20 protein-coding genes are annotated in these 22908 nt (G+C 73.6%); 3 read left to right on the forward strand and 17 right to left on the reverse strand.

Annotated features, from left to right (window positions below):
* The first annotated feature begins 15 nt into the window (after positions 1 to 15).
* Positions 16 to 705, forward strand: coding sequence for a potassium channel family protein (locus tag BKA22_RS04195; protein ID WP_371863671.1), 690 nt, complete (start codon positions 16 to 18; stop codon positions 703 to 705).
* A gap of 53 nt (positions 706 to 758) precedes the next feature.
* Here the strand turns inward: BKA22_RS04195 and BKA22_RS04200 are convergent, their stop codons facing one another.
* The 7 genes from BKA22_RS04200 to BKA22_RS04230 all read right to left on the reverse strand — a co-directional run bounded on the left by BKA22_RS04200 (position 759) and on the right by BKA22_RS04230 (position 8392).
* Positions 759 to 2915: an MMPL family transporter gene (locus tag BKA22_RS04200; RefSeq protein ID WP_146954004.1), complete on the reverse strand. Its 2157-nt coding sequence runs from the start codon at positions 2913 to 2915 to the stop codon at positions 759 to 761.
* Between the two features lie 83 nt (positions 2916 to 2998).
* Positions 2999 to 3808 carry an LmeA family phospholipid-binding protein gene (locus BKA22_RS04205; RefSeq protein ID WP_146954005.1) on the reverse strand — a complete coding sequence of 270 codons (810 nt, stop codon included), beginning with the start codon at positions 3806 to 3808 and terminating at the stop codon, positions 2999 to 3001.
* Positions 3809 to 3992: 184 nt separating this feature from the next.
* The gene (locus BKA22_RS19585; RefSeq protein ID WP_146954006.1) at positions 3993 to 5399 is read right to left on the reverse strand and encodes a sensor histidine kinase; all 1407 of its coding nucleotides are present in this window, start codon (positions 5397 to 5399) and stop codon (positions 3993 to 3995) included.
* Positions 5396 to 6106 (reverse strand): response regulator transcription factor, encoded by a 711-nt coding sequence (locus BKA22_RS04215; RefSeq protein WP_146954007.1) that lies wholly within the window; start codon positions 6104 to 6106, stop codon positions 5396 to 5398. Before BKA22_RS04215 ends, BKA22_RS19585 begins: the two co-directional genes overlap by 4 nt.
* Before the next feature lie 60 nt (positions 6107 to 6166).
* Positions 6167 to 6898: an ABC transporter permease gene (locus tag BKA22_RS04220; protein WP_146954008.1), complete on the reverse strand. Its 732-nt coding sequence runs from the start codon at positions 6896 to 6898 to the stop codon at positions 6167 to 6169.
* The gene (locus BKA22_RS04225) at positions 6895 to 7695 is read right to left on the reverse strand and encodes an ABC transporter ATP-binding protein (protein ID WP_146954009.1); all 801 of its coding nucleotides are present in this window, start codon (positions 7693 to 7695) and stop codon (positions 6895 to 6897) included. The genes BKA22_RS04220 and BKA22_RS04225 overlap by 4 nt, the downstream gene beginning before the upstream one ends.
* The gene (locus BKA22_RS04230) at positions 7685 to 8392 is read right to left on the reverse strand and encodes a TetR/AcrR family transcriptional regulator (RefSeq protein WP_146954010.1); all 708 of its coding nucleotides are present in this window, start codon (positions 8390 to 8392) and stop codon (positions 7685 to 7687) included. Before BKA22_RS04230 ends, BKA22_RS04225 begins: the two co-directional genes overlap by 11 nt.
* A gap of 143 nt (positions 8393 to 8535) precedes the next feature.
* Here BKA22_RS04230 and BKA22_RS04235 point away from each other — a divergent pair, with 143 nt between their 5' ends.
* Together BKA22_RS04235 and BKA22_RS20260 are read left to right on the forward strand one after the other, a co-directional pair.
* The gene (locus tag BKA22_RS04235) at positions 8536 to 9105 is read left to right on the forward strand and encodes a DUF6318 family protein (protein WP_146954011.1); all 570 of its coding nucleotides are present in this window, start codon (positions 8536 to 8538) and stop codon (positions 9103 to 9105) included.
* Positions 9102 to 9989, forward strand: coding sequence for a PKD domain-containing protein (locus tag BKA22_RS20260; protein WP_179561634.1), 888 nt, complete (start codon positions 9102 to 9104; stop codon positions 9987 to 9989). The genes BKA22_RS04235 and BKA22_RS20260 overlap by 4 nt, the downstream gene beginning before the upstream one ends.
* Before the next feature lie 103 nt (positions 9990 to 10092).
* Here BKA22_RS20260 and araA read toward each other — a convergent pair whose 3' ends face one another.
* The 10 genes from araA to BKA22_RS04290 form a co-directional block, all read right to left on the reverse strand.
* Positions 10093 to 11598, reverse strand: coding sequence for an L-arabinose isomerase (araA, locus tag BKA22_RS04245; protein WP_146954013.1), 1506 nt, complete (start codon positions 11596 to 11598; stop codon positions 10093 to 10095).
* Positions 11595 to 12374, reverse strand: coding sequence for an L-ribulose-5-phosphate 4-epimerase (locus tag BKA22_RS04250; RefSeq protein ID WP_146954014.1), 780 nt, complete (start codon positions 12372 to 12374; stop codon positions 11595 to 11597). Before BKA22_RS04250 ends, araA begins: the two co-directional genes overlap by 4 nt.
* Positions 12375 to 12422: 48 nt before the next feature.
* The gene (locus BKA22_RS04255; protein WP_223203679.1) at positions 12423 to 14036 is read right to left on the reverse strand and encodes a xylulokinase; all 1614 of its coding nucleotides are present in this window, start codon (positions 14034 to 14036) and stop codon (positions 12423 to 12425) included.
* A 244-nt stretch (positions 14037 to 14280) separates the two neighbouring features.
* Positions 14281 to 15267 carry a LacI family DNA-binding transcriptional regulator gene (locus BKA22_RS04260; RefSeq protein WP_146954128.1) on the reverse strand — a complete coding sequence of 329 codons (987 nt, stop codon included), beginning with the start codon at positions 15265 to 15267 and terminating at the stop codon, positions 14281 to 14283.
* 89 nt (positions 15268 to 15356) lie between these two features.
* On the reverse strand, positions 15357 to 16214 hold the full coding sequence (proC, locus tag BKA22_RS04265) for a pyrroline-5-carboxylate reductase (protein ID WP_146954016.1): 858 nt from the start codon (positions 16212 to 16214) through the stop codon (positions 15357 to 15359).
* Positions 16215 to 16386: 172 nt separating this feature from the next.
* A complete protein-coding gene (locus tag BKA22_RS04270; RefSeq protein ID WP_146954017.1) occupies positions 16387 to 18675 on the reverse strand; it encodes an efflux RND transporter periplasmic adaptor subunit in 2289 nt (762 codons plus the stop codon).
* Positions 18668 to 19561, reverse strand: a complete 894-nt coding sequence (locus BKA22_RS04275) for a hypothetical protein (RefSeq protein ID WP_146954018.1) — start codon at positions 19559 to 19561, stop codon at positions 18668 to 18670. Before BKA22_RS04275 ends, BKA22_RS04270 begins: the two co-directional genes overlap by 8 nt.
* A gap of 47 nt (positions 19562 to 19608) precedes the next feature.
* Positions 19609 to 20841, reverse strand: a complete 1233-nt coding sequence (locus tag BKA22_RS04280; RefSeq protein WP_146954019.1) for an ABC transporter permease — start codon at positions 20839 to 20841, stop codon at positions 19609 to 19611.
* Entirely contained in the window at positions 20838 to 21608 is a 771-nt protein-coding gene (locus BKA22_RS04285) for an ABC transporter ATP-binding protein (protein ID WP_146954020.1), read from the reverse strand. The genes BKA22_RS04280 and BKA22_RS04285 overlap by 4 nt, the downstream gene beginning before the upstream one ends.
* A complete protein-coding gene (locus tag BKA22_RS04290; protein WP_146954021.1) occupies positions 21601 to 22854 on the reverse strand; it encodes an efflux RND transporter periplasmic adaptor subunit in 1254 nt (417 codons plus the stop codon). The genes BKA22_RS04285 and BKA22_RS04290 overlap by 8 nt, the downstream gene beginning before the upstream one ends.
* Positions 22855 to 22908: the final 54 nt, after the last annotated feature.

Below are 22908 nucleotides of genomic sequence, written 5' to 3' on the forward strand. Positions count from 1 at the left end.
AACCCGTCCGAGGCCCTGGACGCGCGACTGCGCCCTGGGCCCTCGACGTCGTCGAAGAAGGACGCCGGCGTGCTCGTCATCGGGCTCGGCCGGTTCGGCTCCGCGATCGCGAGCACCCTCGAACGGCTCGGGCAGGACGTGCTCGCCGTCGAGAAGAGCCCCGAGATCGTCGCGCAGTGGGCCGGTCGCGTGCCGCTCGTCGAGGCGGACTGCACGAACCCCGACGCGCTCGAGCAGCTCGGCGCGCGGGACTTCTCCGTCGCGGTCGTCGGCGTCGGCTCGTACCTCGAGGCGTCGGTGCTCATCACCGGCAACCTCGTCGACATCGGGATCCCGCAGATCTGGGCCAAGGCCACCAGCCCCGAGCACTCCCGGATCCTGCAGCGCATCGGCGCGCACCACGTGATCCTGCCCGAGTCCGACGCGGGCAGCCGGGTCGCGCACCTCGTCTCGGGCAAACTGCTCGACTACATCGAGGTCGAGGACGGCTTCACCATCGTCAAGATGCGCCCGCCGAAGGAGACGCAGGGGTTCACCCTCGCGCAGTCAAAGGTGCGCTCGCGGTACGGGGTGACGGTCATCGGTGTGAAGAGCCCGGGCGCGGAGTTCCAGTACGCGACGCCGGAGACCCGCGTCTCGGGCACCGACATCATCGTCGTGTCGGGGCACGCGGACCTGCTCGAACGGTTCGCCGCGCGGCCGTGACGTGCCGCTGCCGGTCCTGGCCCGCAGGGCGAGGACCGGCAGCCGAGCCGTTCTCAGAGGTCGACGTGCGGCACCAGTCGCCCGAGCCGGGCCGGGAACCACCAGGCCCGCTCCCCCATGCAGGCCATCACCGCCGGACCGAGGACCACCCGCACGAGCGTGGCGTCCACGAGCACCGCGACCGCGAGGCCGACGCCGAACATCTTGATCGTCGGGTCGTCGACCAGCACGAACGAGGCGAAGACCGCGAACATCACGACGGCGGCCGCGGTGATGACCCGAGCCGTCGCGCCGACGCCTCGCACGACCGCCTCCCGCGCGTCGGCGCCCGCCGTGCGGGCCTCGTGCACGGCCGACAGCAGGAAGACCTCGTAGTCCATCGACAGCCCGAACAGCACGGCGAACAGCATCATCGGCACGTGGCTCTCGATCGTCACCGGTCCGTCCAACCCGAGCAGGTGCGCGCCCCAGCCCCACTGGAACACCGCGACGACGACCCCGTAGGCGGCCGCGACCGAGACCAGGTCCATCAGCGCCGCCTTGAGGGGCACGAGCAGCGACCGGAAGGCCACGACGAGCAGCAGTGCGGCCAGCAGCACCGTGCCGAGGATGAGCCACGGCAGGCGTGCGGCGATGCGGTCGGAGAGGTCGGCCACGATCGCGCTGATGCCTCCGACGTGGACCTCGCTCCCGGTCGGTGGGTCGATCGCACGCAGGTCGGCCAGGACGAGCGGACGTTGCTCGGAGCCGGCCTCCTGCGTGGTGACGACCGTGGCACGCGCGGCCGCCCCCGACGGATCGAGGCGGAGCGCACCGACCTGCTGCACACCGTCGACCTGCGCCGCCTCGGCGGCGACCGCGAGCAGCCGGGGGTCCTCCGGCGTGGTGGCCGCCGGGTCGAGGGCCACCACGAGCGTCAGCGGTGACGACGCGCCGGGCCCTCGGTGCGCGACCATGAGGTCGTAGGTCGTCCTGCGCTCGGTGCCCACGGGACGGTCCCCGTCGGAGCCCTCGCCCAGCCGCAGGCTCAGCGCGGGCGCCGCGAGCACGCCGAGGACCAGGACCGAGGCCACACCCCAGCGCACCGGACGGGCCGTGACACGGCGCGCGAAGCGGGCCCAGCCCGCGCCGGTGTGCGCGTCGCCGTCGTCCGCACCGCCGCGCGGCAGCACGCGGCGCCCCGCCAGGGCCAGCAGCGCCGGGGTGAGCATCAACGAGGCGAGCAGCACCACGAGGACCACGACCGCGGTCCCCAGCCCGAGCCAGGCGACGAAGTCGACCCCCGTGATCGCGAGCGCGCAGACCGCGAGCGCGACCGTGATGCCCGCGAACGCGACCGCCCTGCCGGTGGTCCCTGCGGTCGTCTCGGCGAACGACCAGGCCGTCGGGGCAGCGCTCGGATCCGCCGGGACACCGGCCGAGGGGCCGGACCGCGGGCCGTTCGGCGCGTCGCTCAGCACCGTGCGGTGGCGCGCCACCTGGAACAGCGCGTAGTCGATGCCGACGCCCAGCCCGATCATCGTCGCCAGCGTCGGGGCGATCTCCGGGATCGCGACCACCTGGCCGACCAGGTGCAGCACCGCGAGGCCGGCGGCGACCGAGACCAGCGCGTTGACCAGCGGGATCGCGGCGGCGGTGAACGAGCGCAGGGTGAGCAGCAGCACGACGATCGCGACGACGACCCCGATCAGCTCGCTCGTGCGGGTCAGGCCCGGGGGCTCGACCTCGCGCACGAGCGGCGCCGAGGCCCCGACCTGCAGACCGGCGGCACGGGCGTCGTCCACGGCGGCCCGCAGGGCGACCCCGTCGACGCTCACGGCGGCGTCGGTGCGCACTTCGAGGACGACGGCGCGCCCGTCGGGCGTGGTGACGACGGGGTCCGCGGTGAGCGGGTCGGTCACCTCGAGCACGCCGTCGACGGCCCGCAGCCGGGTGGCGAACGTCGCGACCTCGTCCTGCTGGTCCACGACCGGGCCGTCGGTGGCGACGATCACGGTGGACGTGACGGTCGCCTCGTCCTCGTCGGCGTCGAACGCCTGCAGGACGTCGGCGGCTGCCGCGGAGTCCGAACCGGGTACGGAGATCACCTGGTCGAGCCCGGGACCGGCCCACCGGACGGCGAGGGTCAGGCCGGCGGCGAGCAGCACCCAGGCCACCACGACGGCGAGGGGATGCCGGGCACTGAACCGGGCGAGGGCTTTCACGGGCACGGAGGACCTCCAGGGTCGGGCGGGTGATGCGGGGACGAGGGGACGGGCAGGGTTCAGCCGGCGGGAGCTCAGTCGGCGGGAGTTCAGTCGGCGGCGGGCGCGGCCTGCTCGGCCTCCACCACGAGCGAGTCGCCCACGACCTCGGCGGACGTGAGCACGAGGTCGCCGGGCAGGTCGGGAGCCACCGTCCGGGTGTCGGCCAGACCGGCCATCGAGCCGCCGAGCCCGGCGAGGGTCCGCACGTCGAGCACGAGCCCGGCCACCGACACGGAGAGGGGCCGCAGCGCCAAGGCGCCGTCGGCTGCGGAGACGGCGACCGACACCTCGACCGGCACAGTGGTGGACCGGCGCTCGAGCTGTGCCTGCGCGACGAGCACCCCGTCGCGGGCCGACCACGTGGCCTGGGCCAACGGCCCCGACGCGTCCGCCGCACCTGCCCTGGAGACCACGGCCCCGAGGCTCGACGAGGGGATCGTCACCTGGACCACGGTGCGGTCGGCGGACCGTGCGCCGCGCACGTGCAGGTCGGTGAGGTGGATGTCGACGTCGACGACGGCACCCTGCCAGGTGAGGTCGTCCGCGCCGACCGTGACCGAGTGCAGGCGCCCGAGCAGGAGTGCCGGGAGCACCGGCCACGGGCCGAGCCCGACGTCGAGGTCGGCGGTGTCGGCCGCACTGCCGCTCAGGAACGGCGAGTCCTCCAGCGCGGCAGCGACACGGTCGGCGAGGACCGCCCGGGCGACGAGCTCGGCCGCGACCAGCAGGACAAGGAGACCGAGGCCGAGGCCGAGGCCGAGCACGCGGACCGCACGGCGGCGGGACGGGCGGCCATAGGCGGGTGGCGGGCGCCGGCCGGCGACCCCGGTCGTGCGGGCAGGGCTCGTGGCATGCATCGGACCTCCGCGACGTCGTCGAGGCCGCTCGGTGCGACCCGCGACGGCAGTCCACCGCGCGCACCTGGGCCGGAACCGTCGCACCGCTCCCGTGCAGCGGTCAGCCGCCTGACGATCGGCTGACAGCGGGTCTTCGCGGAAGGTCCGGAGGCGTCGGACGCCCGGTCGAGGACGGTGCCGCTGCTCAGGTCGAGGGCAGCGTGACCCGCACGTGCGTGCCGGTGCCGGCCTCCAGCAGCCCGACCGTCCCGTGATGGCCGCCGACGACGGCGCGCACCACGGCCAGCCCGAGGCCCGACCCGCTCGACGCACCGTCGCCGCGGGCGAACCGGTCGAACACCCGCTCACGCACCTCCGGGGGGATCCCCGGGCCGTCGTCCACCACGTCGAGGCGGACGACGCCGTCGACGCGGCGCACCTCGACGCGCACCGTGGTGCCGGCCGGGGTATGGCGCACGGCGTTGCCGACGAGGTTGTGCACGACCTGCAGGAGCCGTTCGCGGTCGCCGAGCAGGGGGGCGGGCTCGGTGTCGATGCGCACGTCCCGCTCCGGGGCGACGACCCTGAGGTCGTCGGCGACCTCCCGTACGACGTCGGCGAGGTCCAACCGGTCGCGGCGCAGCGGCACGTCCTCGTCGAGCCGGGCGAGCAGCGCCATCTGGTCGACGAGGTGGCGCATGCGGGTCGTCTCGGCCTCGACGCGCACCATGGCGCGGTCGAGCCGGTCGCCGTCCAGCCCGCCCTGCAGGTACAGGTCCGCCCAGCCGTGCACGATCGTCAACGGGGTGCGCAGCTCGTGCGACGCGTCCTGCACGAAGGCGCGGACCCGGTCCTCGGCGTCGGTCCGTCGACGCAGGGCCTCCTGGAGTGCCACGGCCAGTTCGTGGGTCTCAGCATCGGGCTGGTCGAGCGGCAGCACGGCGCCCGGGACACCCTCCCCGACAGCACGCGCCGCTGCGGCGAGCGTCCGCACGGGGCCCAGCCCGCGATGCACCACACCTGCGGCCAGCGCGGTCGCGAGCCCGAGGAGCGCCAGACCCGCGAAAGCCTCGACGACCATGAGGCGGGCCACGACCTCGCGGTCCTGCGCGACGTCCACCGCCACGAGCACCCGGTCGACCTGGATGTCCCCGCCCCCACCGGCGGGGTCGAGCCGGATGGTCAGGCCCGGGGTCGCGACGGCGCCGACCCGCACCGGTTTACCGTCCCAGCGCACTCCGACGGGCGCCGCGCCCGCCTCCACGTCGACGACCCCCGTGAGGTCCTGCGGCGCCGTGGTCCGCCCACCCGCGACAGCCATGACGACGACGTCCCCCTGCGCGGCGGCGACGATCGTGTCGTCGGGCACGAGGGTCCGCAGGGCGGTCTCTGCGAGGGTGCCGCCCGGGGGGTCGGCGCGGGCGAGGACGACGTCGAGCGCGGCGGTGACCCGCTCGTCGGCGTGCTCGACGAGGATCCGGCGGAGCGCGACGACGCTGACCACGCCCGCGCCGACGAGGGCGGCGAGGAGCACGGCCACGAGCCCGACGACGAGGCGGGCGCGGATGGACCGGCGCGCCCGGCGCGGCGAGGAGCCGGCAGCCTCGCTCACGGTGCTCCCGTGCCGCGCAGCGCGTACCCGAAGCCGCGCACCGTGTGGATGAGCGGCTCGTCGTCGACACCGTCGACCTTGCGCCGCAGCCGCGAGACGACCTTCTCGACGACTCCTGCGTCGCCACCGAAGTCGTAGTCCCACACCCGGTCGAGCAGCTGGGCCTTGGTGACGACCCGGTCACCGGCCTGCAGGAGGACGGTGAGCAGCCGCAGCTCGGTCGGTGACAGGTCGAGCTCACGGTCGCCGCGGCGGCAGCGCATCCGGGCGAGGTCCAGCTCGAGGTCGGCGAACGTCAGCCGCTCCTCGTCGGCTCCCTGGCCTGGGACGACGCCGTGCGCCGCGACCCGCCGCAGGAGCGCCTCGAGCCGGGCGACCAGCTCGGTCAGGTCGAACGGCTTGGTGAGGTAGTCGTCCGCACCCGCGGTGAGCCCGGCGACCCGGTCGGGCACGGCGTCCCGCGCCGTGAGCAGCAGCACCGGGGTGGCGTCGCCCGTCGAGCGCAGCAGGCGCAGCACGTCGAGGCCGTCGGTGCCGGGCAGGACGACGTCGAGCACGACGACGTCCGGACGCCGCTCCCGAAGCCGGTCGAACGCCTCGGTCGCGGAGGCTGCGGTCCGCACGTCGTACCCGGCGAACGCGAGGCCCGAGTCGAGCAGCTCGCGCAGGCCGGGGTCGTCGTCGACGACCAGGACGTCCGCGGGCATGCGCCGATGGTCACGGTCCGAGGGGGCAGGCCGCAAGCCCGCCCCCTCGTCCGTCGACGGTCAGGGTGTGCGCCGGCGCAGGGTCGTCGCGGCCACCACGAGCGCGCCGACGACGAAGAGCACGATGACCCCGACAGCGCCGCGCACGTCGGTCCAGCCGCTGCCGGCTGCCAGGTCCTGCATCGCCTCGATCGCGTAGGTGAGCGGGAACACCCGGGAGAGCCACTCGAGCAGCTGCGGCATCTCGTCGCGCGGCATGAGCAGACCGCACGTGATGAGCTGCGGGAAGATCAGCGCCGGCATGAGCTGCACGGCCTGGAACTCGGTGCGGGCCAGCGCCGACCCGCCCAGGCCGAGCGCGCAGCCGAGCACCGCGTCGAGCACGGCGACGAGCACCACGAGCCCGATGGGTCCGGCCACGTCCATGCCGAAGCCCCACACGGCGAACCCGACGACCACGAGCGCCTGCACGGAGGCCAGCACCGCGAACGCCAGCACGTAGCCGACGACGACGTCCGCGCGGCCGATCGGCATCGTCATGAGCCGTTCGAGCGTGCCGGACTGCCGTTCGCGCAGCGTGGCGACGCTCGTGACCAGGAACATCACGATGAGCGGGAACAGCCCGACGAGCATCGGGCCGAACTGGTCGAGCACGGGCGTGCCGTGGAACATCCAGGCGACCAGGCCGAGCAGCAGCACGGGCAGGCCGAGGACGAGCGCGAGCGTGCGGTGGTCGTGCCGCAGCTGCTGCAACACGCGCGCGGCGGTGGCGAGGGTCAGGCGCGCGCTCATGCGGCACCGTCCGAGGCGCCGGCACCGGACTGGTCGGCGGGCTGGCCGCCGGACTCGTCGGCGGACTCGTCGGCGGCAGCCTGGTCGACGAGCGCGAGGAACGCGCCCTCGGCGTCCTTGGCCCCCGTGCGGGTGCACAGCTCGGCGAGCGAGCCGTCGGCGAGGACGGCGCCGTCGCGCATGAGGACGAGCCGGTCGCAGCGGGCCGCCTCGTCCATGACGTGGCTGGAGACGAGCAGGCTGGTGCCCGCCTCGGCCAGGCGGCCGAACAGGTCCCACAGGTCGCGTCGGAGCACGGGGTCGAGCCCGACGGTCGGCTCGTCGAGCACGAGCAGGTCGGGCCGGGCGAGCAGGGCCATGGCCAGGGAGACCCGGGAGCGCTCGCCTCCGGACAGGGTGCCGACGGTGCGGTGGATGTGCCTGCTCAGGTCGACGTCGTCGAGCGCCTGGGCGGTCGCGTCGCCGTCGACCCCGAGGATCGCCGAGGCGTACCGCAGGTTCTCCGCGACGGTGAGGTCGACGTAGACGCTGGGCGCCTGCGTCACGTAGCCGACGCGGTGCCGCAGGGCCGGCGACCCGGCCGCCTCGCCGAGCACCGTCACGGTTCCGCCGGCCACGACCTGCACGCCGACGATCGCGCGCATGAGCGTGGTCTTGCCGGACCCGCTGGGGCCGAGCAGGCCGACCACCTGCCCGGACGGGACGGCGAGGTCGAGCCCGGGGATGACCGTGGTCCCCCCGCGCACGACGCGCAGCCCGCTGATCTCGATCGCCGCGGCGACCTGGTTATTCCTCATGTGGGGAATAGTGCTCCTCTCCGGTGCCCGCGCGCAAGGGGAACGCCAGGTCGCCCGTCAGGTAGCCCTGCAGGGTCGGCCCCACGAGCGCCACGACCTCGTCGACGGACAGCCCCGCGAGCGGCGCGACCCGCAGGACGTGCCGGGCGACCAGCACCCCCACCACGTGCGAGGCCACCAGCGACATCCGCAACGACCCGTGCGGGTCGCCCAGCCGGACCGCGACCCGACCGAACACCCGACGCCCCAGGAAGTCGGCCAGCACCTGCGCACCGGGACCCGGCGCACCGGCCTCCCCGACCATGCCGCCGACGACGACCCGGAAGCGCTCGCCACCGTCGACCTCCCACAGCCCCAGGACCGTCCGCAGCACCCGCTCGCCCAGACCGTCGAGCCCGGCGTCCACCAGGGCGTCGACGAGCCGTCCGGGGTCCGTGCCCTGCGGGATCAGACCCGCCGCGTACAGCTCGCCCTTGTCCGCGAAGTAGTGCCGGACCAGCGCCGGATCCACCCCCGCCCGCCGCGCCACCGCCCGCACGCTCGCCGCCGCGAACCCCCGCTCGGCGAACTCCGCCCGCGCCGCCTCGAGGATCACCCCGCGCGTGTCCTGCCCGACCGGCCGCCGACCCCGGGGGCGCACCACCTCCGCGACCTCGTTCGCATCGGACGTGCTGGACACAGCCGGTTCGACACCCATCCACCCAGCGTAGGAGCGTCGGCGACCCGACACCCGGTCGTGGGAGACGGGGTCGGCGCCAATCAGCGGTCACCCGGGGACCGGCGTCCACAGATCGACCCAACCCGCCCGGGCTGCCGGTCGGTTTGGGTAGGTTCGCCCGCATGACTGCACCCACCCGGTCACCCCTGCTCGCCGCCTTCGCGACCGTGACGGCGGCCATGAGCCTGCTTGCGGGATGCACCGGTGGGACCCCAGCTCCGGCGCCGACTGCCACCACCACCAGTCAGGCGGGCACCACGCCGTCGGCGAGCGCCACGCCAACCACCGCCGTTGCGGAGGCCCCGCAGTGGACCGAGGACATGGACCAGGTGAGCCTCGATGCGGCATTGGCTGTGGGGCGGTACTTCCTGGAGCTCTACCCCTACGTCATCGAGACCGGCGACACGACTGAGTGGGACCGGCTCAGCCACCCCGACTGCATCTTCTGCGCCGACACCGCGGAGTTCGCCCGCACGCGAGAGCCGACCGATGAGCGCGTGACCGTGGCGATCCTCACCGGTGAGGGCGAGGAGCTCGATCCGGCCGTGTACTACGCACTGACCTTCCAGACAACCACGAGCAGCTCCGTTGACGGCGTTGCCCGTCCTGGTGAAGTGAAGATGGGTCTCGTCCGCGAGAACGACCGATGGCTCGTGAGGGCGGTCGAGCCGATCGAGAGCGTCACGAAGTGACTGGAGCCGGTGCCCGGCTCGCCGCCGTTGTGGCGGTCACCGCGCTGGGCACGGTGAGCACGCCCGCGGACGGCGGCGGCGACAACTCGTGGTACGGACGCGCCGCCGACTCGACGGCGCAGGTCGGAGCGGGCTACTACGAGGGGGAGGCCGTCCGCGCGGCCGCAGATCCCGCGGCCTCGCCGTGGGTCTACGAGCGGATCGCCCGGTGCGGCATGGACATCTGGATCGTCCCCGCAGGCGAGATCGTGCCCAGCTGCATGGGCATCCCTATCGAGTGCGCCGACGGCGCCACCCCACTTGCGCCGCTCAACCGCCGCCCCACCGGCTCAACCGACCCGGCAGCCTGGGAGATCGTCACTGACTGGACCTGCCCGGAGCTGGCCGTCCCGGCGTTCACCGCGCAGGACCTGCGTGACCTGCTCATCGTCTCCGGCAGCGTCGACCTCGAACCCGCTGCCGGGCCTCTGCTGGTGAACATGGCCAACGTGGTCCACACCGACGCGGCCACCCAGACGTTCGCGCCGACGCTCCTGGGGTTCGCCTTCGAGGTCGAGGTCACCCCGATCTCCTACATCTGGGACTTCGCCGACGGCACGGCCCCGCTGCGCACCACCGACGCCGGCTCGGCCTACCGCTCCGGCAGCGGCGATGACCTGGACGGGTACCTCACCCACGCCTACGCCCAGCCCGGCACCCATGCGATCACCCTCACCACGACCTGGTCGGGCCGCTACCGCGTGGTGGGTCGCACCGACTGGCAGGACGTCATCGGCACCGCCACCACTACGGCCACCAGCCGCACCTTCGACGTCGTCGAACGACACGCCAATCTCGTGTCCGGAGACTGCGCCGACGACCCCGCAGCGCCCGGCTGCGGCTGATGCGCAGCACCCAGACGACGACGCAGCCCGCCCCCGCACGGTGGCGGGGACGGGCTGCGTCAGGGTCGAGCCGGTCAAGCAGGCCGAGCGGGATCAGTCAGGCTCAGAAGCCCTGGGCGATCCGGTAGTACACGTTGTTCCAGCGCACCTGGTCGGCGAACGAGCGACGGGTGGTCGACTCGTCGATGACCAGCAGCTCGGTGCGCGCGATCGTCGCAAACACCTCGAACGCCTCGACACCCGCGGCGGTCGAGAGCACCGTGTGGTGCGCGCCGCCGGCGGTCAGCCAGGCCTCGGCCGACGTGGCCAGGTCCGGACGGGGCTCCCACACCGCGCGGGCGACCGGCAGGTGCGGCAGCTCGGGGTGCTCGACCAGGTCGACGACGTTCGCGGTGAGGCGGAAGCGGTCGCGCATGTCGGCCAGGGAGACGACCACGCCGACGCCCGGGTCGGTGTTGAACACCATGCGGACCGGGTCCTCCTTGCCGCCGATGCCCAGGGGGTGGACCTCGATCTTCGGCGTGGAGGTGGTCAGCGACGGGCAGACCTCAAGCATGTGCGCCCCGAGGATGCGCTCCGCGCCGGGCGTGAGGTCGTAGGTGTAATCCTCCATGAGGGAGGCGCCACCGGGCAGGCCCTCGCCCATGACCTTGGCGGCACGGACCAGGACGGCGGTCTTCCAGTCACCCTCGGCGCCGAAGCCGTAACCCTTGCCCATGAGGCGCTGCACGGCCAGGCCGGGCAGCTGACGCAGCGCGCCCAGGTCCTCGAAGTTCGTCGTGAACGCCTTGGCGCCCAGGTCGGTGAGGAACGACTCGAGCGCGGCCTCCTGGCGGGCGGCGTAGCGCAGCGACTCGTGACGGTCACCGCCCTTGCGCAGCTCGGCGACGACGTCGTAGAGGTCCTCGTACTCGGCGACGAGCGCGTCGACCGCGGACTCCTCGACCGCGTCCACGGCGGCGACGAGGTCGTTGACACCCCACGTGTTGACGGAGACGCCGAAGCGGATCTCGGCCTCGGTCTTGTCGCCCTCGGTGACGGCGACGTTGCGCATGTTGTCGCCGAAGCGCGCGAGCTTGAGCTCGTGCGTGGCGGCCCAGCCCGCGGCACCGCGGACCCACGTGCCGACGCGGGCCTGCACGGCCGGGTTGGAGACGTGGCCGACGACCGTGGTGCGGGCGATGCCCAGGCGCGACTGGATGTAGCCGTGCTCGCGGTCGCCGTGCGCGGCCTGGTTCAGGTTCATGAAGTCGAAGTCGATGCTGTCCCAGGGCAGCTCGACGTTCGCCTGCGTGTGCAGGTGCAGCAGCGGCTTGGACAGCAGGTCCAGGCCGGTGATCCACATCTTCGACGGGCTGAAGGTGTGCATCCAGGTGATGACGCCGAGGACCTTGTCGTCGCTGTTCGCGTCGAGCATGGCGCGGCGGATCGAGGCGGCGTCCTTCAGGACGGGCTTCCAGACGATGCGGACCGGGACGTCGGGCGACGAGTCGAGGCCGCGGGCGACCTCCTGCGACTGCTCGGCGACCTGGCGCAGCGTGTCCTCGCCGTACAGGTCCTGGCTGCCGGTGAAGAACCAGACCTCGCGGTCGGCGTAGGGCTTGCTCATGCGTGGGTCTCCTCGTCGAGTGCTGCTGCGGTGTCGTCGGTCTGGACCGGGGCGCTGTCGCCCTGGCCGTAGACGTTCTGGTAGCGCGCGTAGAGCGCGTCGATGTCGGACTGCGCGATCGGGATCAGGTCGCCGAGCTGGCGGGAGATGTGCACCGTGCGGGCGACCTCCTCGACCATGACGGCCGCCTTCACGGCGTCCTTGGCGTCCCGGCCGATGGTGAACGGCCCGTGGTTCTGCATGAGCACCGCGCGGCTGCGCGAGCCGGACAAGGTGTCGACGATGCCGCGGCCGATCGAGTCGTCACCGATGAGGGCGAACGGGCCGATCGGGATGGGGCCGCCGAACTCGTCGGCCATCATCGTCAGGACGCAGGGCACCTCCTCGCCGCGTGCGGCCCAGGCGGTCGCGTACGTCGAGTGGGTGTGCACGACGCCGCCGACGTGCGGCAGGTGCTTGTAGACGTAGGCGTGCGCGGCGGTGTCCGAGGACGGCGAGCGGGTGCCCTCGACGAGGTTGCCGTCGAGGTCGCACACGACCATGGCCTCGGGGGTCAGCTGGTCGTACGTCACGCCGGACGGCTTGATGACCAGCAGGTCGGCCTCCGAGGGCCCGTCCGGGGAGACCTGGACACGCTGCGACACGTTGCCGGCCGTCCAGACGATGAGCTCCCAGCGGGGCAGCTCGGCGTGCAGCGTGGCCACGACCTCACGGGTGCGGGCGACGGCGTCGCGCACCTCGGGCGGGTAGGCCGCCAGGGACAAGGTCTCGGTCATCGCAGGTCCTCCAGGATCGGTGTGGTGCAGTCGGGGGTCACGGGGCGTTCAGAGCGCGGTCGTGGCGGCGCGCTCGACCGCCAGGCCCGCGCTGTACCGCTCGAGGTACGCGGTGAAGCCCGCCACGTCGGCGGCGTCGGGGGCGACGACGTCGGTGCCCGCGTCGGCGAACACCTGGGCGGTGAGGAACTCGTCGAGCGGCAGCTCGGCCGCCACGTCGAGGTAGGCCGCCAGCACGGCGATGCCCCAGGCACCGCCCTCGCTCGCGGTGCCGCCGACGGCGACGGGTGCGCCGATCGCGGCGGCCAGCAGGCGCTGCGCGACACCGGCGGTGCGGAACATGCCGCCGTGGGCGAACATCGCGTCGAGCTCGACGCCCTCGGCCGTCAGGACGCGCATGCCCAGGGCGAGAGTGCCGAACGCGCTGTAGATCTGCGTGCGCATGAACGAGGCGAGCGTCAGACGCGAGTCGGGGGTGCGCACGAAGAGCGGGCGACCCTCGTCGAGGCCGGTGATCGGCTCGCCGGACAGGTAGTTGTAGGCGAGCAGCCCGCCGCCGTCGGCCTCGCCCTCGAGCGCGGCGCGGAACAGCGTGCCGAACACCTCGTCGGTGCTCGCCGTGCTGCCCAGCCCGGCGGCGAACTCGCCGAACAGGCCGGCCCAGGCGTTGAGCTCGCTGGCGCCGTTGTTGCAGTGCACCATCGCGACCAGGTCGCCCGCGGGGGTCGTGACCAGGTCGAGCTCGTGGTGCACGCGGGTCAGCGGGCGCTCGAGGACAACCATCGCGAAGATCGAGGTGCCCGCGCTGACGTTGCCGGTGCGGGGGGCGACCGAGTTCGTCGCGACCATGCCGGTGCCGGCGTCGCCCTCGGGCGGGCACAGCGGGAGGCCCGGACGCAGCGTGCCGCTCGGGTCGAGCAGCGCGGCACCCTCGGCCGTGAGGGTCCCGGCCTCCTGGCCGGCGCTGAGCACCTGCGGCAGGAGCTCGGTGAGGACCAGGCCCGGGCGACGCGTCGCGGCCAGCTGGTCGAACTGGGCGAGCATGCCCTGGTCGTAGTCGTGCGTGGCCGAGTCGATGGGGAACATGCCCGAGGCGTCGCCCACGCCGAGCACCTTGCGGCCGGTGAGCCGCCAGTGCACGTAGCCGGCCAGCGTGGTGACGAACCGCACCTGCGGCACGTGCGGCTCGTGGTCGAGCACCGCCTGGTACAGGTGGGCGATCGACCAGCGCAGCGGGATGTTGTGGCCGAACAGGTCGCTCAGCTCGGCGGCCGCGCGACCCGTGGAGGTGTTGCGCCAGGTGCGGAACGGCACCAGCAGCTCGTCGGCCTCGTCGAAGGCCAGGTAGCCGTGCATCATCGCCGAGACACCGAGGGCGCCGAACGTGCTGGGGCGCACGCCGTACTGCTTCTCGACGTCCGCGAAGAGGTCGGCCACCGAGGCCTGCAGGCCCGCCCACACGGCGTCGAGGGAGTAGGTCCACACGCCGTCGACGAGCTGGTTCTCCCACTCGTGGCTGCCGCTGGCGATCGGCGCGTGGTCGGGCCCGATGAGGCACGCCTTGATCCGCGTGGACCCGAGCTCGATGCCGAGGGACGTGCGACCGTCGAGGACGGCCTGCCGCACCTCGTCGATCCGTGCCTGCTGGGTGTCCTCAGCCATCACCATCGACCTGCCTCGCCTGCGTCGTCACCGTCCGCCCGGTCCGCCGGGCAGGCACCACAGGCGGACGCCGGTGGCCGAAGTCAATGTTAGCGTTCACATCCCCGTCGTCAAGCGGGACGGAGGACGATGTTCCCGACCTGGGCGGACGCCTCGGCGTCCGCCCGACCAGCCCAGGATCCCGGTCGACCACGACCCCCGCACCTCGGGCGCAGCGGGCCCGATCCGAGGCCGCGATCGACCGTCAGGCGCGCACCGAGCTGCGGCGCACCACGAGCTCGGCCGGCAGCAGCCGGCGTCCGGGCACCTCGCCCGCGAGCGCCGCGGTGAGCGACCCGATCGCCAACCTGCCCAGTCCCGCGAAGTCCTGCCGGACCGTGGTCAGCGGCGGCGTGTAGTGCGCCGAGCCGACCTCGTCGTCGAAGCCCACCACCGCCACGTCGTCCGGCACCCGCACACCGGCCTCCCAGAACGCGTGCAGCAGGCCCAGCGCGAGCTGGTCATTCGCGCAGAACACCGCAGGCGGCAGACCGTCGCGGACCAGGCGGCGACCGAGCTCGTACCCGTCCGAGGCGTCCCAGCCGACCACGACCGGGTCCGGGGCCACGAGCCCCGCGGCCACGCACTCCCCGCGCCAGCCGGCCACCCGGTCACGCGCGTCGAACCAGTCCTGCGGCCCGGCGACGTGCAGCACCGTCCGGTGCCCCTGCGCGATCAGGTGCCGGGTCGCCAGACGTGCACCGTGCTGCTGGTCGACCGCCACCGCGTGCAGGTGCGGGACGTCCGGCACCGCCGACGCCGACGACAGCAGCACGACCGGCACGGGCAGCTCGACCGACGCGAGCACCTCGACCGCGGCGACCGTCGGGGCGATGATCGCGAACGCGTCGACGCCCTGCAGCAGGAAGTGCTCGAGCGCCGCACGCATCGTCGGCCCGTCGAAGCGCCGCACCGTGGCCACCGACACGACGAACCCCGCGTCCCGGGCGGCCTCCTCGAAACCGATGAGCGTGCTCGTCGGCCCGTACAGGGCGCCCGTCGGCGTGACCACGCCGAGCGTGTCCGTCCTGCGGGTCACCAGGGACCGCGCCGCACGGTTCGGCCGGTAGCCGAGCGCGGCGATCGCCTCGACCACCCGCTCCCGGGTCGACGGCGCCACGCTCGGGTGGTCGTTGAGCACGCGGGAGACCGTCTGGTGCGAGACGCCCGCGTGCATCGCGACGTCGCTCATCGACGGCGGACGTGGCGTGCTGCCGGGCCGCGCGGACGCTGCGGCGAGATCGGCCGGCCCGTCGTCGTCGGGGTGCTCGTTCACGGCGCTCAGCTCCCGTACCGGGCGCCGAGCTCGACGGACCGGTCGCGCGCCGCCTCGGCCGCCGCCACCACCCCGGCGCGCACGCCGTGCGCGTCCAGCCTGCTCACCGCGGCGACCGTCGTCCCACCGGGCGAGGACACGCGTTCGCGCAGCACCACGGGGTGCTCGCCGGTACTCGCCGCGAGGGCGGCCGAGCCCTCCACGGTCGCCACCGCCAGGCGGGTGGCCAGCTCACGCGTGAGCCCGAGCAGCACGCCCGCCTCGGCCATCGCGTCGATCAGGTAGTACGCGTACGCGGGGCCCGAGCCGGAGATCGCGGTGACCGCGTCCAGGTCCTTCTCCGCGACCCGCACGACCAGGCCGGTCGCCGCCAGCACCCGCTCGGTGAGCGCCAGGTGCTCCTCGCCAGCCGACGTGCCCGGGGCGATCGCGCTGGCGCCCTTGCCGATCAGCGCGGGGGTGTTCGGCATGACCCGCACCACGGGGGTGCCCGGCGGCAGGTGCTGCTCGTAGAACCGGATCGGCACGCCGGCCGCGACGCTGACCACGAGCGTGCCCTCGCGCAGCCCCGGTGCGATCTCCTCGAGCACGGAACCCACGACATCGGGCTTGACCGCCAGCAGCAGGACGTCGGCGTGCGCGGCAGCCTTCGCGTTCCCGCGGCTCGCACGGACCCCGTGGCGGGAGGCCAGCTCGTGGGCCCGGGCGGCGGAGCGTTCGGTCACCTCGACGTCGTCGGCGGACCAGCCTGCGGTGAGCAGGGCGGTCACGAGCGTCTCGCCCATGACGCCGCCGCCCAGCACCGCCACACGCGGCGGACCGTCAGTCTCGGTCGACGGACCGGTCGACGTACCGAGGGACATCGCGCACACTCCTCCCGACGCGCCGGGCGGACGCGCACGTCGCGAGCCTACTCACGCCGCCTGCCCGCGCCCTGCGACGGCCCGCGCGAGACGCCGGGCCGAAGCGGTTCACCCGTCGCACGCAGCAGGAGGGCGCCCGGTCGACGGACGCCCTCCTGCGCGTGGTGGAGGCTCAGCTGCCCGGACGGGCACCCATGCCGCCGGCCGGCATGCCACCGCCGGAGAAGTCCGGCATCTGCCCGCCGGACGTGCTCTCCTCGTCCGTCGACCCGCTCAGCCCGGACAGGCCCGTGCTGGTGCTCGAGTCGTCGGAGACCATCTCCTGCGTGAGGTCGGCCAGCACGACCACGTCGCCCTCGGACAGGCCGTCGGTGATCTCGGTGAGCTCGGTGCCCACGGCACCCCGCGTGACCTCGACGTCCTCGGCCACCCCGTCCCGCAGGACCTGCACGGTGACCGTCGACCCGTCCAGGTGGACGGCCGAGCTGGGAACCGTGAGCACCTGGTCGCCCCCGGCGACCGTGACGTGCACCTGCGCGGACGAGCCGTCGTAGAGCTGCACGTCCGTGTCGTCGACCGCGATCGTCACCGTGTACGACGGCGTCGAGCTGGAGGTCGACGCGTTGAGCACGCCGATGCTCGACACCGTGCCGGTGAGCACCTCGTCCGTGACCGGGACCTCCAGGTCCGTGCTCTGACCGACCGCGACGATCTTCACCTGGCTGAGCGGCACGGTGGCCGTGACGACGTAGCCGGTCGCCCCGATGACCGTGATGACCGCGGTGGTCGACGACGCCGAGACGGTGTCGCCTGCCACGATCGACACCGCGGCGACCGTGCCCGAGACCGGGGTCGTCAGGTCGACGAACTGCAGCTGGCTCTGCGCGAGCTCGAGGTCGGCCTCGGCCAGCGCGATCGCGGCCTGGTCGGCGACGATGTCCGCCGCCGTGGCGACGGTCGAGGTCGCACCTGCGGACGAGCCGCCCGTGGTCGAGGCCGTGGTGCCGGAACCGGCCGAGGCGGCCGCCGACGAGCCCGTCGTGGAGGACGTGCTCGAACCCGTGGTCCCGGTGGACGGTGCCGCGCTCGTGCCGGTCGTCGAGCCGGAGCTCGTCGACGTGCCGGTACCGGTCGACGTGCCTGTGCCCGTGGAGGTACCGGTGCCGGTGCCCGTGGACGAGGTGGCGACGAGCTTCTGCAGCGCCGCCACGGCGTCGTCGAGCGCGGTGGTGAGCGTGAGCAGCTCGGTCTGCGCCGTGCCGACCAGGGTCTGGGCGTCCTGCACGTCGGTCAGTGCCGACTGGCACGCCGTCAGGGCGTCCTGCAGACCGGACGTCGAGGAGTCGGCCACGACGGTCGTCCCGACCGTCGCCAGGGTCGCGTCCGCGGCGTCGTGCACCTCGACCGAGGCTGCTCCCTCGGTCGAGGAGACGAGACGGGCCAGGGAGAACGTGCCGTCCGCGCCGACCGTGACCGTGGCGACGGCGGACGTGCCACCGCTGTCGGAGACGACGACGTCGAGCACGTCGCCGGCCGTGAAGCCCGCGCCGGAGACCTTCTGCGCGGCGCCTGCGGCGACCGTCGCGGGCCACACCGTCACGGTGCCCGAGCCCGTGGGGTCCCCGGTGACCGGAGCGCCCAGGACGTCCGAGGGCAGCACGGCGAGGAACGCCGTGCACGCCGTCTGCGAGGCCGTGAGCACGGTCCCGGAGGCCGTGAGCGCGTCCGTCGCCGTCGCGTACTGCGCCAGGAGCGCGGCCTGGGCGTCGGTCACGGCCGCGGCGGCCTTCGTGACCTGCGCGGAGGCCCCCGAGCCGGTGCCCGTACCCGTACCCGTGCTGGAGCCCGTTCCGGTGCCTGCGTCGGTGGACCCGCCCGTCGTCGAGCCGGTGCCCGTCGTGGACGTGCCCGTGGCGCCGGTGGGCGACCCGGCCGAGGCCGTCGTCGACGAGCCCGTGGACGTGCCTGCCGTCGACGAGGTGGTCGACGAGGTGGTGGACGTGCTGCTGGTCGTCGAGCTCGACGTCTGCGAGTCCAGGTCGTCCTCGAGCTGCTGCTCGGCGTCGGCGACGGTCGACTCGGCCTCGTCGATCGCGTCCTGCAGCGAGGTCGGGTCGAGGCTGGCGATCACGTCGCCCGCCGTGACCGTGTCCCCGACCGCCACCGCCACGCTCGCCACGGTGCCGCCCACGGAGAACGCCGCGTCGGCGCGCTCGGCGGAGGCGATCGTGCCGGTCGCGTCGATCGTCTGCTCGACCTCGCCCAGGCTCGCGGTGGTCGTGCGGTAGGTGTCGGTCCCGGTGCGCCCGACCGCGAGGGCGACGCCCCCGCCGGCCGCGCCGAGGACGACGACGGTGGTCACGCCGATCGCGATGACCCGGCGTCGACCGTTGCGCCGGGCGGACCGGCGTCGCTGCGCCGTGCTGCGCTCACGCGTCGGCTCGTTCGTCGGCTCACGCATCGGCCGAGTCACCCGACCCGTCGCCCCCGCGGCCCGCGCCCATGGCGGCGAACCCGGTGCTGCAGCTGCCGTCGGTGGGGTCGGACACCGTGATGCTCGTCGCGGCGACCGCACCGCTGGAGTCCGCCTCGCCCTGCGCCGAGGCGCACAGGCCCACGACCACCGCGGAGGAGTCGGCCGTCACGGTCGCCGTGTAGGTCGTGGCGTCGTCGACGGTGACCGTCTCGGTGGTCGTCGTGCCGTCGGTGCCGGTCGCCTCGACGGTGATCGTGCTGCCGTCGACGGCGCTGACCAGGCCCGCGGTCACGGCACCGAAGCCGCCCATGCCCCCGGCACCGTCCGTGGGCATGCCGGTCGGCGCCCCGCCTGCCATGTCCGTCGGCAGGTCGGTCGGCATCCCGCCCGCGCCGTCCGTGGGCATGTCGGTGGGCATGTCGCCCGCACCCGCGCCTCCGCGTCCGCCGGCCCCGCCGAAGGAGCCGGTGCTGCACTCCCCGTCGACGGCCGCGGTGACCTGCACGGAGGTCGCGGCGCCCGTCGTGGTCCCGTCGGTGCTCGCGGTCATCGCGACGACGCACGCGCCGACCGTGACGTCGGCGAGCGTGCCCGCGGCCGTCCGGCTGAACGTGGTCGCGTCGGTCCACGAGACGGCGGTCTGACCGTCGTCGTCCTGCACCTGCAGGACGGTGTCCGTCACGGAGGCGATCTCGCCGGAGATGCCGCCGCGGTCCTGGTCGTCGCCCGGGGCCGCCTGGCCGCTGTCGGCAGCGGCGGTCGTGGCCGCGGTCGTGGTGTCCGCGGTGGCGGATCCCGAGCAGCCGGCCAGCAGCAGGGTGGCGAGGGCGAGGGGGGCGGCCAGCGCGGCACGCGAACGGGTGAGGGTCATCGGGGTCCTCCTGGTGAGGGGATCGGTGGGGACGGGTGCGGGCACGCTCATTCGGACCTCAGGGCGTCGATCGGCGCGAGCCTGGCCGCGCGGGTGGCCGGGTAGACGCCGAACACCAGGCCGATGCCCATGGCCACGACGACCGAGCCGGCCACGGCGGCGCCGGACACGACGATCGAGGTGTCCAGCAACGAGGGCAGGGTGTGCGCGGCGACGATGCCCAGGCCGGCGCCGATGATCCCGCCGGCCAGGCCGAGGATCGTGGCCTCGACGAGGAACTGCCGGCGGATCGCCCACGGCGGGGCGCCGAGGGCCTTGCGCAGACCGATCTCGCGGGTCCGCTCGGTGACCGAGACCAGCATGATGTTCATGACGCCGATGCCGCCGACGAGCAGCGACAGGCCGGCGATGCCGGTGAGCAGCACGGTGAGCGTCCGGTACACGGCCGTGGCGGTCGAGACCAGCGAGTCCTGCGAGTTGATCGTGAAGTCCGCCGAGTCGGTGTCGGTGATCCCGTGCAGGTTGAGCAGCAGGTTCGTGGACTCCTGGTAGGCGGCCGAGAGCTGGTCGGTCGAGGCGGCCTGCACGTAGATGGTCGAGACCGAGGTGCGGTCGGTGCCGCCCACGAGCGTCTCGGAGGCGGTCGTGAGCGGCACGATCGCGACGTCGTCGAGGTCGCTGTCCCCGCTCGCGCCGGCCGAGGCGAGCACGCCGACGATCTCGAAGTCGGTGTCGGAGATCGTCACGGTCTGCCCGACGACGTTCGTCGAGCCGAACAGCTCTTCGGCGGTCTCGGTGCCGAGCACGACGACGGCCGCCGAGGAGTCGACGTCGTCGTCCGTGAAGAAGGACCCGACCGCGAGCTCGCGCGAGCGGACGTCCGTCCACGACGTGGTCGTACCGGTGACCGAGGTCGTCCAGTTCGTGTCGTTGGCCTCGAGCGAGAGCGACGTGGTCTTCTCGGCCGCGACCCCGCCGACGTCGGGGGCGTTGACCGAGGAGGCGAGCGCCTCGGCGTCCGCCTGGGTCAGCGTGGCGCCCGAGCCGAAGCCGCCGCGCACACCCGACGAGTCGGTGCTCGAACCGGGCGTGACGATCAGCAGGTTGGAGCCCAGCGAGCTGATCTGCTCGCTCACGTCCTTCTGCGTGCCCAGGCCGAGGCCCACGGTGAGGATGACCGCGGCGATGCCGATGAGGATGCCGAGCACGGTCAGGGCGGAGCGCAGCCCGTGCGCCCGGACCGCCGACCAGCCGGTGCGGAGGGTCTCGGTCCAGCTCACCGGGCGTTCACCTCGTCGGACTGGATGAGGCCGTCGCGCACCCACACGATGCGGTGCGCCTGCTGGGCGACCTCGAGCTCGTGCGTGATGAGCACGATGGTGCGGCCCTGCTGGTGCAGCTCGTCGAACAGGCCGAGCACGTCCGCGGTGGACGTCGAGTCGAGGTTGCCGGTCGGCTCGTCGGCCAGCAGCAAGGCCGGCTCCCCGACGAGGGCCCGGGCGACCGCGACGCGCTGCTGCTGACCGCCCGACAGCTCGCCCGGCTTGTTGGCGACCCGGTCGGCCAGCCCGACGCGTTCGAGCGCGGCCGCGGCCCGCTGCTTGCGCTCGGCGGCCGGCACGTTGCGGTACATGAGCGGCAGCTCGACGTTGCGCCACGAGGCCAGGGACGGCAGCAGGTGGAACTGCTGGAACACGAACCCGATGCGCCGGTTGCGGATCTGCGCCAGCTCGACCTCGTCGAGCTCGGACACGTCCTCGCCGGCCAGCCGGTACGAGCCGCGGGTGAGCACGTCGAGGCAGCCGATGATGTTCATCAGCGTCGACTTACCGGACCCGGACGGGCCCATGATCGCGACGTACTCGCCCTGCTCGATCCGCAGGTCGATGCCGCGCAGCGCCTCGAACTCGATGCTGCCGGTGCGGTACGTCTTGCCGGCGCCCTCGAGGTCGATGACCGGTGCGTCCGGCCCGGCGGGGGCCCGCTGGTCGAGCACCTGCGTGCCGGCGTACGAGGCGAGGGCGGGGGGCAGCAGCGCGTCAGCCATTGGACTGGCCACCCATCTGCGGCATGGACCCGTCCGTCGGCGGCTGGAAGCCGCCCTCGGGCATCTGGAAGCCGCCGGTGCCCTGATCGGCGCCGTCGGTGCTCTGCTCGGTGCCGCTCGCGCGGCCGGTGAACGTCTGCACGACGACCGAGTCGCCCTCGGCGAGGCCGGACAGGATCTCGATGGTCGACCCGGAGGTCTCGCCGGTCTCGACGACGACCTCGGTCTCGGTGCCCGCGTCGTCGACGGTCGTCACGACCGACTCTCCGCTGTCGTTCTGCGTGACGGCGAGGCTGGGCACGGTCAGCACGTCGGTGCGGCGCTCGTAGATGATCGTCGCGTCGACGCTCACGCCGTCGAAGAGCTCCTCGTGGTCGCCCGTGACGGTGATGACCACCGGGTAGGCCGCCACTCCGGACGTGCTGCTGGAGACCAGCCCGATCTCGCTGACGGTCCCGTAGACGGTGTCGGTGAGGTCGTCCGAGGTCATCTCGACCTGGTCGCCGACGGCGATCAGCGCGACGTCGGTCTCGTCGACCGTGACGTCGACCTCCCAGGTGTCGGTGCCGACGATCGTGAACTGGCCGGTGGACGAGGTGCTCGTGCTGGTGGTCGAGGTGCCGGTCATGCCGGTGGACGCGGCCCCGGCGGACGAGCCGGAGGACCCCGAGGACGAGCCGGTGACGGTGTCGCCGACCTCGATGCCGACCGTGGTGAGCAGGCCGGCGACGGGGGCCACGAGGGTCGCGTCGTCCATCGCCTCCTGCGCGGTGTCGACCTGCGCCTGGGCGACGTCGACCTGCGCCTGCGCGGCCGCGATCTGGGCGTCCGCCGCGTCGGTGCCGTCGTCGTCGTCCTCGGCGGTGTCGAGCGACGCCTGCGCCTTGGCGAGCGTGGCCTGGGCGGACAGCAGGTCGGCGTTGAGCGTGAGCGTGTCGACCGTCGCGAGCTGCTGTCCGGCGGTGACGGTGTCGCCGGCCGCGACGTCGACGGTGAGCACGGTGCCGCTGACGTCGAAGCTGACGTCCTCCTGCACGGTGGGGGTCAGGGTGCCGGTCGCGCTGACGGACTTCTCCATCGTCGACAGGCTCGCCTGGACGGTCTGGGTGGTCGGCAGGGTGGCTGCGGCGGCGTCCGTGGTGGTCCGGAACCCGAACCACCACACGGCCGTCGCGGCGACCCCCGCGACGACGATCCCGGCGACCACCCGCGTGAGCGGGCGCGTCTTCTTCCAGAGATGCAGCATGGTCTCCCTCACGAACAAGCACACGGACAGGCACACGGACAGGCACACGAACGG

It is taken from the genome of Cellulomonas soli (assembly GCF_013409305.1).
Lineage (GTDB): Bacteria > Actinomycetota > Actinomycetes > Actinomycetales > Cellulomonadaceae > Cellulomonas > Cellulomonas soli.